Genomic DNA, 15,574 nt, shown 5'->3' with positions numbered 1-15,574 from the left:
ATGAGCATTCACAGCTGGCAAGTGACGCCGAAAGCGGGCGTTTGTCAACAGCCTGAACGGACCTAAGACACAGGTCCGTTTTTTTATTTGTCAAAAAAGACTTGTTTTTTTCACAAAAAAAGGATTGATTCCCTGTATTTAAACGCTAAAATAATAGCATCATCTAAAAAGGAGCAACACCATGAAATGGACTATTCGCAAAAAACTTATTCTTTCATTTTTAGCCGTCCTGCTGATTCCTTCCCTTTTGATCGGCTTTTCCGCATACAACAGCGCGAAAAATGAAATCAAGCAGCAGATGATGGCCTCTGCCAATGAAAATATCTCCTCGCTTGACCGGCTCATTACCGATCAAATCGGAAAGAAAACACATGACGCAGAAATTTACAGCAGTCTCGTAACTGCCAAATCGATTCAAGGAGAAGAAAGCCCGGCTCTTCGTCTTCGCCTTGATCAATACGCGAAGCTTCATCCGGAAGCAGTCAGCATTTATGTCGGCACAACAAACGGCATCATGATACAAGAGCCGCGCCAGGAGCTGGCAGCAGACTATGATCCGAGAGACCGTCCTTGGTACAAGCAGGCAGTTGAAGCAAACGGTGAAACGGTGATTACACCTCCTTATGTTTCTTCCTCCGGCTCAAACGTCGTGACAATTGCCCGCCAGACAGCCGACAAAAGCGGGGTAATCGGGATCAATTTAACACTAGATTCTATTACAGCCATGACAGATCCGATCAAAGTCGGCAAGGAAGGCTATGCCATCCTGCTTGACGGTGAACGCCACTTTATCGTTCATCCAACCGAAGAATTTGGAGCAGAAGCAACAGACTCCCTTTACGACCGGCTGTATAGTGGCGAGTCGGGCTCTTTTGATTATATCTTCAACAATGACAGCAAGTTTATGACCTTCCTGACAAATGAAGCGACTGGCTGGAAAATCGGCGGTACCATGTATTCAAGTGAAATAACAGAAGCGACCAAGCCGATTTTATGGAAAACGGCCCTTACCATTCTTCTGTCCCTGCTTGCGGGTGCTGCGCTTGTTTGGGCGATTATCCGGTCTATTACGCGGCCGCTTCACTCATTAAAACAAAGCGCTGATACATTGAGCCAGGGCGATCTGACCCAAACGATTGAAGCGGGCAGCCGCAGGGATGAGATTGGTGATTTATCACGTTCCTTCGGTTTGATGGCACAGAATTTGCGCGAGCTCATTGGCCAGGTAGACCGTAATACAGAGCAGGTGGCAGCGGCTTCTGAAGAGTTAACCGCCTCTGCAGATGAAACAACCGCTGCAACCGGCCATGTGGCTGATTCTATTCAAAAAGTAGCTGCCGGAGCCGATCAGCAGACAAGCGCGATCACGACCATTGTAAATGATATGGAAGAACTGCGTTTGGGTGCCGGAAAAATTGTCGACAGTGCCGGCATCATGGCTGCATCTGCAGCTGATACGATGTCCCATGCTGCTGAAGGAGAAGACTCCGTCCGCCGCACAGTCGCACAAATGAACGAAATTCAAGAGCATGTGCAGGCGTCTGATGAAATGATTAAATCGTTGAGCGGGCGGTCAGCCGAAATCAATACTATCATTGATGTGATTTCTTCAATTGCCGATCAAACGAACCTGCTTGCTCTTAATGCGGCGATTGAAGCAGCCCGCGCCGGCGAGCATGGCAAAGGCTTTTCTGTGGTAGCCGGTGAAGTAAGAAAGCTGGCTGAGCAGTCACAGGCGTCTGCCGGACAAATCGCTGGATTAATTGATGTGATTCAAAAAGATACACAGCGTTCGGTTGAGCTGATGAGCCAGGCGTCTAAAAGCGTCAAAACCGGCATTTCCCTGTCGGATGATACCTCCGAAAAGTTTAGCGGCATTTTAACCGGCATGGAGCGGATTACCCCGCACGTGCAGGATGTAACATCGATCGCTGCACAGGTAGCCGCCATTGTGAACCAGCTGACATCCTCCATTCATTCCGTTTCGGATGTGGCGCAAAACAATGCGTCTAGCGCTGAACAAGTGGCAGCAGCAACGCAGGAGCAGCTTGCTTCTTTAGAGGAAGTGAATATGGCCGCGAAATCCCTGTCTGTCATGGCAGAAGAACTGCAGCAGGTTGTCCGTAAATTTACTGTTTAATAGATGCGAAGCACCGCCCCCTCGGCGGTGCTTCAATGTTTAGACAAAGTCTTTCGCTTTTAAAAAGAGCCGATAAGTAGTGTTGAAAATCCATAAGCAAGGATCGAATAGACCTTTGCTCTTTTTTAAACAGAAGGCTCTGTTAAACTTCACTGTTGATTTTTACTCAAAAGAAAAGACCGAGAATTGTCGATCTTTTTATGTTTCTAGTTCAACTAACGCCCCCGATACTTTAAGTGAAAAAATTCACAATACTTATTAGAAGAACGGTGACCTTTATTTTTCCGATGACACTAACGTAACGTGTTTTCAAGGATGTAACCATTCTCCCACGTTCCTATAAGAATAAATCGGTTATCGGTGCTAAATTCTGCGAAACAAGCATATTGGATTTTTTCAACTAAAATGGTTTGTAAGTCAGAGTATCGTAGGATTAAAACTGTTTCGCTATAAGTAATGATAATACAATCCCCATTATTTGACAGGTGAATGTGTTGAAAATAACCAAAGTTAGGATAATCCTTATCTGACAAGTTAACTTTCTTTAAAATTTCCTTAAACTGTCCATCGAGTATAACTATGTCATAACTTTGAACCACAATATATACATTATGAATAGAGTTAAAGATGATGGCATCCCAATACCAAATTTTTGAATTTTCCATTACCTCTGCTGACTCACTTTTTATTGGTTCTTTCATTTTTACAATTTTATGAACTTTATAATCCGCGTTATTTACATAACTTAAAGTAAATAAATAGGCACTTTCAGCCTGGACAAACTGATTAAAATAAATAAGAGTGATTGAATCTTTAAATTGGGTTAATACTCTATACTCACCCTCCTCAATGTTGATTAATGCCAGTTGATGTCCGTCTTTTGTTTTCAGTGTATCAAGGATAATGAATGAAGTATTAGTTAAAGCAAAGTCAGCTTCAACAAGTTGATATTTTTTATTCGATTTAATGGTTTTGATTAACTGAAATCCGACCGTTTCATATACACATACAGTACCGATTGTGTTTTTTATATATAAATAATCATCATTTTCTGAGAAATGAATATAACCAGGATTATTAGGTTTACTAAGCTCCATTATTTTTTCCCAAGAACTTGTATCATAAATGATTGTTTTACTGCCCGTTGTATGGCATAAAAAACGATAATCATTTGAAAATTTAATTTGATAAGAGGTTTTAAATTTTTTGATTACATTCATATGAAGCATACAAACAGCTCCTTAAAAAATATTCCTAAACACATATTCTCATCTTATCCCTTCTTGTACTAACCTACTGCGTTAGAAAAATAAGAAAAGGCTACCGAAATGGCAGCCGAAATATTAAACAAAAGCCCCCGTTAGCTTAATAAGCCAAATCTAATAAATGGTTTCTGATATAGAAATCACTTCAACTTCAGCGCAAAAAAAGCTGAGGGCATTATCTTCATAATCTTCTACTTCATATTTCATGTTTTCCCAGCCTCTTTCTGTAATATCATCAATGTTTAAAGATATTTGATGATAAAAACCACCACTTTCGAAGTGGATATTCTGTGGATTGTGGAAACGAAATTGTACAAGGTACCGATTATCTTTACCTTCGACAATAAAATCAATATCTAATACAGAGCTATGAACATTAAATTCCTTTAGAAAACTCAAATTGAAATTTTTAATGTATGTTATATCTGCAAACGAAAAACTTTGTACCTTATCTGTTATCAATTCCAAGTTTTTCACCATATATAATCACCTTTTAGCTATTGTTTTTGACTATATTTTAGCATTTTCTTATTCAACTAAACTGCACCTATAGTTGAGGAAGAAAAAAGACCGGCTGGAACAGCAGCCGGTTCTTAAACTCTTGCACCCCGTTAGTTTAAGAAAGGGACTAATTTATTTTAGTCTTTAACAGTTATTTCAAATGTCCCACCATCAAGTTCTAGCTCCACATGGTTTCCGTTCAAAAACCCATCGCCTGTTATTAATAATTTATTGTTAGACCAACCATGAAACTTAATCATATCCATTTCGACAGGACTATCCACTTGTATCTTATTAATTAAGGTTGATTTTATAATTTCAATACTACAATAATCAGCTATTATAAAATCACCAGAAGGGCTCACTGTTAAACTCTGATATAGAGACTAGGACTCATATTCAGTTAACTCTCTACTGGAGCAATCAAGCTTAAATAAATAATCCGAAGTAAGAACAAGGACACAATTATATTTTTCTGATACGGCAACTTCTCGTGGAAAGCCTCTGAAATTTCCACACCATTCAGTTAAGTCATCGTTTGTAAATTTTATCCAAGTCCAATTTTGAGAGTTCCATGAACTCGGAATGTCATAAATCTTTTCCAGGTATTCTCCTGAATATGGTTGAGTTATTAACTCTGCTTTGGCTATCATTCGTTTGTCCTCCATAAAACATCTTTCCTAAACAAAACTGTCCCGTCTGTTCAATACGAAAAGGAGGCGCGGCAGCTACCCCCACTCTTTATCCAAGCCCCCGTTAGTGAAAGAACAAAACGGCATTAATCCTTAATTCAGTAAAGAATTCTTTTGCAAAAACATTAATGCTTTAGTCTTTCTTTTTCCAAGCCATTAAATCAGAAAACGCCAATCCAAATGATATACCTAAAGGAATACCAAAATCCCAAACATCCATTTCCGAGTGTCTAAAAAAATAATCAATAAGATAATGTGCAGCACTCAAAAAAATAAACGAAGTAATAAACGTAAAAAGCCTTTTTCTTATTTGAATCCAATTTAACTTCTTTGTATTCACAATAACTAGTAAGATAGAGAACAAACTATATAGGAGAAGATAAATTACATATCCTATAATAAATTTAAAAGAAAGCGAAGTATCAATATCCTTATATATTATAAACATTGTAAGTATGGTTCCTGCCAAAAATACAATAAACAAAATTAAGTTTAACGAAATATATTTCCTCATCTTTTACCCTTTACCTTCAAAGTTTTAATACCTTTTGATTATCACAAAATATTAGTTGCTTATGTATTGGTACCTCACTCCTTATTCAACTAATCTTCCCATTAGCTGAATGAGAAAAGGCTATGGAAATGACAGCCGAGATATTAAACAAAAGTCCCCGTAGTTGAGGAAGAAAGATTAATTAATGATGGTAATCTCCCCTAAAAAACTCTAAAGAGGTTTAAAATTTTCATCTTTCTCGTATCCTCCAAGGCTTGGTTCTACAACGCTGTCTTTAAACCGTTCCTCACTTGCTCCGTAAATCTTGAAATTTCTTTGTGCTTGTCTCAAAGATACTTCATTAGCTCCACCTTCAAAATCTGGGTCCTCATTCTGTACGAAATCATCTTCCCAATAGCAAACTTTACATATTTCATAACTATCCCGTGTTCCTTCTTCAAGTGTCTTATAGCCACAACAAGGACAAGTGTACTTTTCCATTTAATATTCGCTCCAAACCAATAATCTTATTAATGCGATATTACATTAACATAACCTGATTTTATCATTTCTTGTTAAACTAACCTGCACGTTTGTTCAATAAGAAAAGGAGGTGCCGCAGCTACCCCCATTTTTCACCTCAAGCCCCCGTTAGCTTAATAAGAAGGTGAGTAAATTCTATCGGTATCAGTATCAATTACAAAATCAACAGTAATATCGTTAGTATAAGGAACCTGTTCAAAGTTGTGAAGCCTGCAAAACACATTAGGAAGGTCTCTTATCTCATAAGTTAATTCTGTTGCTTGAAGATACATTTGCTTTAATTGGTGTTTAGAACACTTTTTACCCGTAAGTAGAACTTGATGAAAAAAGCCGTCAATTTCAATAATCAAAATAATCACGACTGGTTGCTAACCAATCATATAGCTTAGATTTTTTATAATTTCACCTTCATTTTACTATATTCTCTTATTGAATTAACCTGCACCTTTAGTTAAATAGGAAAATCAACATTGTTCTTTAACAGAGCTAAACAGAAAGAAATGGTCTTATTCACTCTATACAATCTTGTTGCAAACCACTTGGCGGCGGGAGGGCGGCGAAGACTCCTATGGGACGAGCGGGCAGCTGAGACCGGTGGAGCCGCCAGGCGCAGTCGGGCTCAGCGCCTGGCCCCATGGAAAGCGGAGCTGCCTGGACGCCGCCGATCTATCCTATTCATGTGCACGATCATCCATATCATTTGTCTTCAGTCTGAAGCACCGCCCGAGGGCGGTGCTTTTTTATTTGACAGGCCCTCCTGCCTTTCGTACGGTAGAAAAAAGGAGTGTGTCAGGATGAAAACGTTAATTCGCTTATTTTACGGAGCTGGTTTTTTAGCCGCAGGCATCGCGCACTTCAAACGGCCTAACGGCTTTAAAGCGATTGTGCCGGCTTTTCTTCCCTTTAACCAAGCGATTGTCGCTGTCTCTGGCGTCATTGAAGTGATATATGGAGCCGCCCTGCTGTTGAATCGTGGCACGTCTTTTGTCACAAAAACGATGCCGGCTTTTTTAGCCGCTGTTTTTCCAGCTAATGTGTATATGGCCATGAAAAACATTCCGCTCGGCGAGAAAAAGCTTCCCGCATGGGTGCTGTGGGCCCGCCTTCCTCTTCAATGGCTGCTGATCCAGGGCGCCAAAAAAATGGATTCCTAAAACCGGTCATGCCTGCCGGTTTTTTTCTTTTTCACTGTCCACAAAGCTGCCACAGTTTTCCGCTTTTATTGTGATGTTTTTCACATTTATATTCCGCTTTCTCCTTTATCCTTATAAACAACAGGAATAAAAGGAGAGGTATCCATGAAAGAAAAAGTGGTGTTAGTTGGTAATGGCATGGCAGGTATTCGCTGTTTGGAAGAAATCATTGCGCTTGATCCTGAGCGTTTTGATATTACCGTCTTTGGAGATGAACCGCATCCGAATTACAACCGGATTATGCTGTCAAAAGTGCTGCAGGGCAACACAAAAATGGAGGAAATTGTGTTAAATGATTTTGACTGGTATGCCAAAAACCGCATTCACCTTCATACAGGAGATGCGGTTGTACAGGTAGACCCAGCCAAAAAAACGGTCACGAGCGCGTCTGGAAAATTCATTTCCTATGATCATCTGATCCTGGCGACCGGCTCAAACCCATTTATCCTCCCTCTTCCCGGCGCTGATCAAAACGGCGTAATCGGTTTTCGAAACATGGAAGACTGTGAAACAATGATCGATTATGCAAACCGCAAAAAGCGCGCGGTCGTCATTGGAGGCGGCTTGCTGGGGCTTGAAGCTGCCCGCGGACTGCTTAATTTAAACATGGATGTATATGTGGTACACGTGCTTGATTCATTAATGGAAGCTCAGCTCGATGCACAGGCATCCAGGATGCTGAAAGAAGAACTTGAACAGCAGGGCATGACCTTTTTAATGAACAAGCAGACTCTCCGGCTGAACGGTTATGGGCATGTGAGCGGACTCACTTTCAAAGACGGCTCAGAGCTTGCTGCCGACCTTGTGGTGATGGCAGTTGGTATTCGTCCGAATATCGACCTGGCTGCGAAAATCGGCCTGCAGACAAACCGGGCCATCGTCGTTAACGATTTCATGGAAACAAGCCTGCCCGATATTTATGCCGTCGGGGAATGTGCGGAACACCGGGGCACAGCGTACGGTCTTGTCGCCCCACTTTACGAACAAGGAAAAACATTGGCGGCACGTCTTGTAACCGGCAGCCGGGACGGGGTAACGCCGTATACAGGTTCTGTTGTTTTCACACAGCTCAAGGTATCAGGTGTGGATGTTTTTTCAGCCGGTGACTTCCATGAAACAGACCACACAAAATCGATTCGTGTGCATGATGAATTTGACCGCGTTTATAAAAAAGTGGTTATTGAAGAAAACCGGGTTCGCGGAGCCGTCCTGTTTGGTGATACATCCGATGCGCCGCGCCTGTTGGATTTAATGCGCAAAGGAACCGATATTTCGGCGATGAGCAAAGTAGAAATTCTGCCGGCGGAAAACAGTACACCAGGAGAGCATCCAGTCGTATCCATGGCGGCTGATGAAGTTGTCTGCGGATGCAACGGTGTGACAAAAGGCCGGATCGTGCGGGCGATTGCCGAGGAAGGTGCCGATACACTCGATGGTGTAAAGCAAACGACGAATGCCTGCCGGTCATGCGGCGGCTGTAAACCGATGATTGAAGCGCTTCTGGCGCATACACTCGGTGACGGCTTTGAAGCGAAAACAGCTGACAACCTTTGCGGCTGCACTGATTTATCCCATGAGCAGGTATCAGCAGAAATCCGGGAAAAAGGCCTGCAGACCACAAAAGAAGTAATGAATGTGCTCGGCTGGAAAAACGAAGAAGGCTGCTCCAAATGCCGTCCGGCCCTGAACTATTACCTGGGCATGATTCATCCGCTTGACCACGAAGACGAGCCGGCTTCACGGTTTGTGAATGAACGGCTTCATGCAAACATTAATAAAAACGGCACATTTTCAGTGGTTCCGCGTATGTACGGCGGTGTCACAACGGTTGAGCAGCTTCGAAAAATTGCCGATGTAGCCGAAAAATACAACGTGCCGCTCCTGAAGGTAACCGGCGGCCAGCGGATCGACTTGTTTGGTGTCCGCCAGGAAGACTTGCCGAGCGTATGGCAGGAGCTCGATATGCCGTCCGGCTATGCATACGGAAAAACATTGCGCACTGTGAAAACGTGTGTCGGAGAACGATTCTGCCGGTTTGGCACACAGGATTCCGTTGGTTTTGGCGTCCGGCTCGAGAAAAAGTTTGAGGGCATGACCTCTCCTCACAAAGTAAAGCTCGGACTTTCTGCCTGCCCGCGCAATTGTGCCGAATCACTGATTAAAGACGTTGGGCTTGTCGGGCTTGAAGGCGGCTGGGACATTTATGTCGGCGGCAACGGCGGTGTGGATCTTCGCCAGGGTGAACTGCTCGGACGGGTTTCAAGTGATGATGAAGCAGAAGAGCTGATTCTTGCTTTCTTACAGCTGTACCGTGAAAATGCTCGCTACCTAGAACGCACATCGGCCTGGATCGAGCGGGTCGGCCTGGAGTGGGTAAAAGAACGCGTATTTACACAGCAGCGTGAGCTTGCCGGGCGGCTTGAAACGGCACTTTCCACTTTTACAGAACCGTGGAAGGCCATTGTGGAAAATGAACAAATGAAAAAGCAATTATTTGAATCAGAAGGAGCCCATTAATATGAATGAATCTGTTTGTATTGGCCAGGTTAATGATTTTCCGCTGCAGCTCGGCAAAAAAGTCGAAGCCGGCGGCCACATGCTTGCCGTGTTTAAACTGAGTGATGGTACATTCCGGGCGGTCGCCAATTCGTGTCCAGCCAAGCAGGGCCCTCTCTCAGCCGGTATGGTTAGCGGCCATCATTTGTTCTGCCCGCTTCACGATGAAAAAATCAACCTTGATACCGGTTCAGTGGAAGCGCCTGATACCGGCCAGGTGAAAACATTTGAAGTGCTTGTAAACGAAGAACATGTTTTTGTGGTGATTTAAAAAAAGCACGCCCGGCTTATTGCCGGGTGTGCTTTTGGATTTTCCGCCATCATCATGACCTAATAGCCATGAATAAACAGCAGAGACTTTCAGTTATGATCGGCTCAAGGTCAGTTTCTTGCTTTTTGCACTTTCAGCTGCTTTCCTTTAATGGTCGTTGTTTTCATCGCCCGCAGCACATCCGGCCCTTTTCCATTTAAAATCTCCACATACGTAACGTTATCCTGAATGGTAATAATGCCGATATCAGCCGCTTCGATACCCGGGAGATTTGAAATGGTGCCGACAAAGTCAACGGCACGCAGCTTTTTCTTTTTGCCGCCGTTAAAGTACAGCTTCATAATGTCTTTGTTTAAACGCTCTCCCTTATCCCTTTTCCGTTGGGGACGCTGGGCCATTTTGGCTGTGAAGGAAGGCTTTGCTGCCCTTACTGCTTCCTGGGACGGCTGCTCCACTCGCTTCAATGGAAAGCCAATTAATTCTTCAATCGGTTCAATGAATTTTTCTTCAAATGGCGCCATAAGTGCAATCGCTTTTCCCGAATGACCGGCACGGCCGGTACGGCCGGTACGGTGCACATACGCTTCCTTCTCCATCGGCACATCGAAATGGATGACGAGCGGAATATGTTCTACATCAATGCCCCTCGCGGCAACATCTGTCGCACACAAGTAGCGGAAATCCGCCCGTTTAAATTTATTCATCACGATAAAACGGTCTTCCTGCGCCATCCCGCCATGCAGCATGCCTGATGATATTCCCGCGGCATCAAGCGCGTCAAACAGCGCTTCCACCCGCTCCTGTGTCCGGCAAAAAAGAATGGCGCTGTCCGGATTTTCCACAGTCAGCACGTTTTGCAGCACGCGCGTTTTTTCTTCTTCCGCCACCTGAATCAGCTCATGAGTAATTGACGGGGCAGCGATTTCCTGCGCCATTTCGATCCGCTTCGGCGCTTTCATATAGGTGTCTGCCAGGCGGACAATGTCTTCCGGAAATGTAGCGGAAAACAACATGGTGACGCGCTCCGTCGGAAGACGCTCAATAATCGATGAAACTTGCTCGATAAAGCCCATATTAAGCATTTCATCCGCTTCATCAATGACGAGAAAGCGAATGCTGCCGGTATCCAGCGTCCCTTTTTCCATATGGTCGAGCACACGGCCCGGTGTCCCAACCACAATATGCGTTTTCTGCTTGAGCTCCAGCTTCTGACGGGCAAATGGAGATTTCCCGTACACCGCAGCTGCTTTTGTCCGTTTAAACCGGCCGATATTGGTAATGTCTTCTTTTACCTGAACTGCCAGCTCCCGTGTAGGTGTTAAAACAAGTGCCTGCGGCTTGTTTTCCTCCCATTCAGTCAGCTGAACGAGCGGAATCGCAAAAGAAGCCGTTTTGCCGCTTCCGGTCTGTGACTTAACAATTAAGTCCGCTCCTTTAAGAGCTTCGGGAATTACAGCGGCCTGAACCGGGGTTGGATCATGATAGCCAAGTGTATCAAGTGCCCGCATAATATCTTTGTTTAATGAAAATGATTGAAATGTTTCGGTCATAATGACTCCTTTTTTTTGTTTGGTATTCTGCTTATTATACAGAAAAACAGCCCGGATCACTCCGGGCTGCCCGATTATTTTTCCTCTTTAAACGATTGCAATTCGCCTTGCTTGCCGTAATCCTCCGGCTTTAAGTCTTCAAAAAAGATGAATACTTTATCCGCGTCTACATCGAATGATTCTTTGACAGCTGCTGTCATCCGCTGGACAAGATCACGTTTTTGTTCAGGTGTTTTTCCTTCTAACACTTTTACTGTGATAAACGGCATGTAAAGGGCACCCTTTCTCTTAAACGCCCGGGAACCAGCCTGGTGTATGGATAATCGCCTTCCAGAGCGGATCTGGCACCACAAGCTGTTCCTGCGCTTCTTTATCGAGCTTCACGGAAATGGATTCTTCCTGTCCGCTCTCTACTTTTTGTACCCAGTCCGGCTCAATAATAAGCCCGCGGCCGATCGCAATTAAATCCACACCCGTTCCGAGTGCTTTCACGGCATCATCTGCTGTGTAGATCGAACCGACACCAATGACCGGCACGGCATCCCCCGCACGCTCTTTAATGATTTCAAGACGTGTGCGCGTATCATCAACGCCTCGTCTTGGCTCGGACCAAAATTCCATTAAAGATACATGCAGGTAATCGAGTTCTTTTTCTTTTAAAGCATCGATCAGCTCAAGCGTGTCTGCCATTGTAATCCCCGGTGTTTCCGGCTCTTCCGGTGAAAAGCGATAGCCGACCGCAAACGGGTGATCTGCTTTTGCAGCGGCTTGTTTCACCGCATCTACAACGGCAAGCGGAAATGCCAGGCGTTCTCCCCACCGATCTTCCCGGCGGTTTGAATGAGGAGAGAAAAATTGCTGAATCAAGTAGCCGTTCGCGCCGTGAATTTCTACGCCGTCAAAGCCGGCTTCCACTGCCCGGCGGGTTGTTTCCCCAAAAGCAGCAACGATTTCTTCTACTTCCGTAGCAGATAATTCGCGCGGCACAGGGCTTCCTTCTGCTTCAGCCGGTACGCTGCTGGCGCTGACTACGTCTCCATCCACTAAATGAGGCGGCGCCTGGCGGCCTCCATGGAAAATTTGTAAAATGGCTTTAGCGCCTTCGGCTTTGATCGCAGAGGCAAGACGCGCAAGACTTGGAATCATTTCATCCCGGTCAGCAGCAAACTCTCCCTCAAATCCTTTTCCGTTTGGTGTTACATATGTACAAGCTGTAATAACTGCTGACACTCCTTTTGAGCGGCGTGCGTAATAAGCAATTTCCGCATCCGTCACAGTACCGTCTTCGTTCGACGAGAAGTTCGTCATTGGAGCCATCACGATTTTATTTTTTAATTCAAGACCGCTGCGCCATGTGGCTGTTTCAAATAAAGATGCATATTTTGATTTCATTCCAAAATCTCCTTTGATAAAATGAGCTCTCTGCTAAAGCAGAGAGCTGATTCTTTTATGAATATTGCGTTCGCAGTTCCTTCAGCTGTTTCAGCAGCTGCCCAAACCATTCTTCATCTTTTGTTAAAAGTGCTATATCAATCAGCTGTTCAAGTGCTGCTTCCGCCGGTGCCTGCTCTGGCACGAGTTGAAGAGACTTGGACAGAACACGAATCATTCGTCCTTCTAATTCTTTGTTAACAGATTCAACAATATACACTTTTGTAATGTCTTCCGGGTTTTCTATCTTTATGACATATCCGTAGATTCTCTGTTTGTCCCACGTTTCGCCTTGTACCCAGTCACCGACATGAAATTGTACTTTGTTCCCCATTTTTCCACTTCCCTGTTTCGGTCGGTCATTACTCTGCTTTGATTTGAAGCAAAACAGACGCAACCGTAAATTGGTGCAGAAAGGATGCGTATGAATCTTCCGCTTCTTTGAAAATAAGGTCCATTACACTTTGCGTATTAGAGGAAACCGGACATTCACATTTTGGATCGCCTGTTTGCCAGTCTGGCTGCAGAGCGCCGCGCGAGATCGCCTCATAAACGTGCCCCAATGTAATCTTCCCTGGATCTTCTCCGAGCATGTATCCTCCCCGGACACCTTCTTTTGTTTTCACGAGCCCTTCATAGCGCAGCGCACTCATCACTTTACGGATGCGTACAGGATTGGTCGCTACGTTAAGAGCGATTGCCTCGCTTGAAGCCATATGTCCTGGCACATAAGCCAGATACACGAGACTGTGAACCGCGATGGTGAAATTACTATTCAACCGTGCGTTCCCCTTTCTGAAAACATACTGTAATTTTATTTGTTACAGTTCTAAAAGTCAATGGAAGGAATTTTACAACAACTATGATGGATTGTCAATCCATGTTTCATCGCCTTTTTTCGACAAAAAAAGCTGCCTTCTCATTAAGAAGACAGCACATTTTGTTTCACGGACCGCTTTTGCCAGATGATTGTAATGATGAGCGTCAGTCCAAGCAGCACCAAACCGAGCATAAATGGGAAAAAGATATTCACATCATATAAAAGTCCAGCGCAGGTTGGGCCGAGCACATTTCCAATCGACATATACATGTTATTCATGCCCATCGCAAACCCCTGCTCCGAGCCCGCCATTTTGGAAATAAGCGTATTGAGCACCGGGCGCAAAATCGATGTGGCACAAAATATAAGAAGCGAAATGCCGAAAAACAGCCAGTAATTCCCCGCAAACAAGGAAATGAAGAAGCCAATAGCGGCAACGGCCAAAAACAGATTCAACACTTTACCTTCTCCATACTTGGTTACAATACGGTCGACCACAAACAGCTGAACAAGTACGCTGACAATGCCGGTAGACGTTACCATGAGGGCAATATCCTGCGGTGTAGCGTCAAATTCATCGTCGACAAACAAGCCAAGCACCGACTCATATGCCATTAAGCCAAAGCTCATCACAAGGGTAATCACAAGCGGAATAAAATACGGCATGGTCACCGAGCGGGCCAGCTTTTTCATCATCGGCTCCTCAGCCGGATGGTGTGCTGAGGCCGGCTGTTCCGGCCGCTCCGGTTCTTTTAGGAGCACAATAGAGAACAAAACCGCGAACAAAGCAACAATTGCAGAAATCAAAAACGGGGCTTTTAAGCCGAAATCCGCGAGAAAGCCGCCAATACCAGGGCCCACTACGATCCCGAATGACATGGCGGCTGAAATCAAGCTGTTGCCTTTCGCCCGCTGGTCAAACGACGTAATATCCGCCACATAAGCGAAAATAGCCGGCACCAATAAGGCGGCTCCGATTCCGCCGATCACACGCGAGGCGTACAGCATCCAAATCGAATCAAAGAAATAAAACACAAACATGGAAAGCGCAAGTCCGAACAAACCGTATATAATCATTTTCCGTCGGCCGTAATCATCCGCCCATTTACCGGCAATCGGTGAAAAAACAAGCTGCGCACCTGCAAAAATCGCGATCATCAGCCCGGCAGCCATTCCTCCCTCGTTAATGGAATCCAAATACGCAGGCAAAATAGGAATAATGATACCGAAGCTGCCAATGGCAATAAACATATTGATCATCAAAATGACTAACTTTTTCCTTTGATCACCAGTCATGTAAAAACCCTCCTTTTGTTCATCCTTGCTCATTTTAGCAAATTGTTCCTCAAACGGAAATACATTTAAACAAAAGGAATCAAACTTTCATTGCACCACTCTTCCATTTATAAACAAAAAAGCAGCCCTTTTTTTGTGGGCCGCTCTTTTTTAAACAGGTAGTGTATTCAGTTGCTCCGCACTCTAGTTGAATTCATTTTTTCAGAAGTCTGCGTTTTTAATACCAAGTGATCTTGTTTCTGTTATTTTCCAGGATGTATAACATTAGAATGCAACAAGCGCCCGTTTAGCCAAAATAGCGGTCGCTATAACATGAAGCTAAACCGTAAAATTAAAGAAGCCGGCATTTTTTTGCGTAAAAAGCCTCGGCTGTACACCGAGGCTTGAGACTGTCGACAAATTATATGGATGACTATGCACATGACTGGGATGGATCGGCGGCGTCCAGGCAGCTCCGCTTTCCATGGGGCAGGCGCTGAGCCCGACTTCGCCTGCCGGCTCCTCCGGTCTCAGCTGCCCGCTCGTCCCATAGGAGTCTGCGCCGCCTTCCCGCCGCCAAGTGGCTTGCGACAAGATTGTATAGAGCGAATAAGGGTCATATTTTTTTGTTTAAAAAAGATAAAATGTCTATTTGGTCCTTGCTTGTTGATCTTCAATACCACTTAGTGAAGCCTGCTGGACAAAGACTCCTGCGGGAAGTACAGTGAGTCGGGAGACCCCGCAGACCCCGCAGGCGCAGCCGAGGGAGCTCCCGCACTGCTCTAAGGGGCGCGTAGTCCGGCCGGCTTCACTTATCCGCTCTTTTTTAAAAGCGAAAGACTTT

General features: G+C 44.5%; 16 protein-coding genes. 4 read left to right on the top strand and 12 right to left on the bottom strand.

The genetic code is table 11. The features are described from left to right. The first annotated feature begins 181 nt into the window (after positions 1-181). Positions 182-2,140 carry a methyl-accepting chemotaxis protein gene (locus tag RRU94_RS16070; protein ID WP_315695697.1) on the top strand — a complete coding sequence of 653 codons (1,959 nt, stop codon included), beginning with the start codon at positions 182-184 and terminating at the stop codon, positions 2,138-2,140. Between the two features lie 293 nt (positions 2,141-2,433). Here RRU94_RS16070 and RRU94_RS16065 read toward each other — a convergent pair whose 3' ends face one another. The 5 genes from RRU94_RS16065 to RRU94_RS16045 form a co-directional block, all read right to left on the bottom strand. Further along, on the bottom strand, positions 2,434-3,369 hold the full coding sequence (locus tag RRU94_RS16065; RefSeq protein WP_315695695.1) for a hypothetical protein: 936 nt from the start codon (positions 3,367-3,369) through the stop codon (positions 2,434-2,436). A gap of 150 nt (positions 3,370-3,519) precedes the next feature. Continuing rightward, the gene (locus RRU94_RS16060) at positions 3,520-3,885 is read right to left on the bottom strand and encodes a hypothetical protein (RefSeq protein WP_315695693.1); all 366 of its coding nucleotides are present in this window, start codon (positions 3,883-3,885) and stop codon (positions 3,520-3,522) included. A 158-nt stretch (positions 3,886-4,043) separates the two neighbouring features. Next, complete coding sequence (locus tag RRU94_RS16055) at positions 4,044-4,271, bottom strand: hypothetical protein (protein ID WP_315695690.1); 228 nt, start codon at positions 4,269-4,271, stop codon at positions 4,044-4,046. Between the two features lie 21 nt (positions 4,272-4,292). Next, positions 4,293-4,559, bottom strand: coding sequence for a hypothetical protein (locus tag RRU94_RS16050; protein WP_315695688.1), 267 nt, complete (start codon positions 4,557-4,559; stop codon positions 4,293-4,295). Positions 4,560-5,322: 763 nt separating this feature from the next. Further along, a complete protein-coding gene (locus RRU94_RS16045; RefSeq protein WP_315695686.1) occupies positions 5,323-5,592 on the bottom strand; it encodes a CPCC family cysteine-rich protein in 270 nt (89 codons plus the stop codon). 836 nt (positions 5,593-6,428) lie between these two features. Here RRU94_RS16045 and RRU94_RS16040 point away from each other — a divergent pair. The 3 genes from RRU94_RS16040 (at position 6,429) to nirD (ending at position 9,654) form a co-directional block, all read left to right on the top strand. After that, complete coding sequence (locus RRU94_RS16040; RefSeq protein WP_315695684.1) at positions 6,429-6,788, top strand: DoxX family protein; 360 nt, start codon at positions 6,429-6,431, stop codon at positions 6,786-6,788. 144 nt (positions 6,789-6,932) lie between these two features. After that, positions 6,933-9,344 (top strand): nitrite reductase large subunit NirB, encoded by a 2,412-nt coding sequence (gene nirB / locus RRU94_RS16035; RefSeq protein WP_315695682.1) that lies wholly within the window; start codon positions 6,933-6,935, stop codon positions 9,342-9,344. 1 nt (position 9,345) lies between these two features. Beyond that, positions 9,346-9,654, top strand: a complete 309-nt coding sequence (nirD, locus tag RRU94_RS16030; protein ID WP_315695680.1) for a nitrite reductase small subunit NirD — start codon at positions 9,346-9,348, stop codon at positions 9,652-9,654. Between the two features lie 110 nt (positions 9,655-9,764). On the opposite strand, the gene RRU94_RS16025 is transcribed toward nirD, so the two are convergent. The 7 genes from RRU94_RS16025 to RRU94_RS15995 all read right to left on the bottom strand — a co-directional run bounded on the left by RRU94_RS16025 (position 9,765) and on the right by RRU94_RS15995 (position 15,324). Then, positions 9,765-11,204, bottom strand: a complete 1,440-nt coding sequence (locus RRU94_RS16025) for a DEAD/DEAH box helicase (RefSeq protein WP_410493033.1) — start codon at positions 11,202-11,204, stop codon at positions 9,765-9,767. A gap of 74 nt (positions 11,205-11,278) precedes the next feature. Next, the gene (locus tag RRU94_RS16020) at positions 11,279-11,473 is read right to left on the bottom strand and encodes a tautomerase family protein (RefSeq protein WP_242233731.1); all 195 of its coding nucleotides are present in this window, start codon (positions 11,471-11,473) and stop codon (positions 11,279-11,281) included. Between the two features lie 19 nt (positions 11,474-11,492). Continuing rightward, entirely contained in the window at positions 11,493-12,596 is a 1,104-nt protein-coding gene (locus RRU94_RS16015; RefSeq protein WP_315695676.1) for an NADH-dependent flavin oxidoreductase, read from the bottom strand. Positions 12,597-12,651: 55 nt separating this feature from the next. Then, a complete protein-coding gene (locus tag RRU94_RS16010; protein WP_315695674.1) occupies positions 12,652-12,969 on the bottom strand; it encodes an RNA-binding protein in 318 nt (105 codons plus the stop codon). A gap of 28 nt (positions 12,970-12,997) precedes the next feature. After that, positions 12,998-13,414, bottom strand: coding sequence for an Rrf2 family transcriptional regulator (locus tag RRU94_RS16005; protein WP_315695672.1), 417 nt, complete (start codon positions 13,412-13,414; stop codon positions 12,998-13,000). Between the two features lie 143 nt (positions 13,415-13,557). Continuing rightward, positions 13,558-14,751, bottom strand: a complete 1,194-nt coding sequence (locus RRU94_RS16000; RefSeq protein ID WP_315695670.1) for an MFS transporter — start codon at positions 14,749-14,751, stop codon at positions 13,558-13,560. 318 nt (positions 14,752-15,069) lie between these two features. Then, positions 15,070-15,324: a hypothetical protein gene (locus RRU94_RS15995; protein WP_315695668.1), complete on the bottom strand. Its 255-nt coding sequence runs from the start codon at positions 15,322-15,324 to the stop codon at positions 15,070-15,072. Between the last annotated feature and the right edge of the window lie 250 nt (positions 15,325-15,574).

Origin of the sequence: Domibacillus sp. DTU_2020_1001157_1_SI_ALB_TIR_016 (assembly GCF_032341995.1) — a bacterium.
GTDB lineage: Bacteria > Bacillota > Bacilli > Bacillales > Domibacillaceae > Domibacillus > Domibacillus indicus_A.
The sequence above is the reverse complement of the archived record's forward strand: the minus strand, read 5'-3'. Positions and strand labels throughout refer to the sequence as shown.

Coding starts and splice junctions, on each gene's coding strand:
- RRU94_RS16020 (WP_242233731.1), bottom strand. CDS start 11,473: ATGCCGTTTATCACAGTAAAAGTGTTAGAAGGAAAAACACCTGAACAA.
- RRU94_RS16015 (WP_315695676.1), bottom strand. CDS start 12,596: ATGAAATCAAAATATGCATCTTTATTTGAAACAGCCACATGGCGCAGC.
- RRU94_RS16025 (WP_410493033.1), bottom strand. CDS start 11,204: ATGACCGAAACATTTCAATCATTTTCATTAAACAAAGATATTATGCGG.
- RRU94_RS16065 (WP_315695695.1), bottom strand. CDS start 3,369: ATGCTTCATATGAATGTAATCAAAAAATTTAAAACCTCTTATCAAATT.
- RRU94_RS16045 (WP_315695686.1), bottom strand. CDS start 5,592: ATGGAAAAGTACACTTGTCCTTGTTGTGGCTATAAGACACTTGAAGAA.
- RRU94_RS16040 (WP_315695684.1), top strand. CDS start 6,429: ATGAAAACGTTAATTCGCTTATTTTACGGAGCTGGTTTTTTAGCCGCA.
- RRU94_RS16070 (WP_315695697.1), top strand. CDS start 182: ATGAAATGGACTATTCGCAAAAAACTTATTCTTTCATTTTTAGCCGTC.
- nirD (WP_315695680.1), top strand. CDS start 9,346: ATGAATGAATCTGTTTGTATTGGCCAGGTTAATGATTTTCCGCTGCAG.
- RRU94_RS16050 (WP_315695688.1), bottom strand. CDS start 4,559: ATGATAGCCAAAGCAGAGTTAATAACTCAACCATATTCAGGAGAATAC.
- nirB (WP_315695682.1), top strand. CDS start 6,933: ATGAAAGAAAAAGTGGTGTTAGTTGGTAATGGCATGGCAGGTATTCGC.
- RRU94_RS16060 (WP_315695693.1), bottom strand. CDS start 3,885: ATGGTGAAAAACTTGGAATTGATAACAGATAAGGTACAAAGTTTTTCG.
- RRU94_RS16000 (WP_315695670.1), bottom strand. CDS start 14,751: ATGACTGGTGATCAAAGGAAAAAGTTAGTCATTTTGATGATCAATATG.
- RRU94_RS16010 (WP_315695674.1), bottom strand. CDS start 12,969: ATGGGGAACAAAGTACAATTTCATGTCGGTGACTGGGTACAAGGCGAA.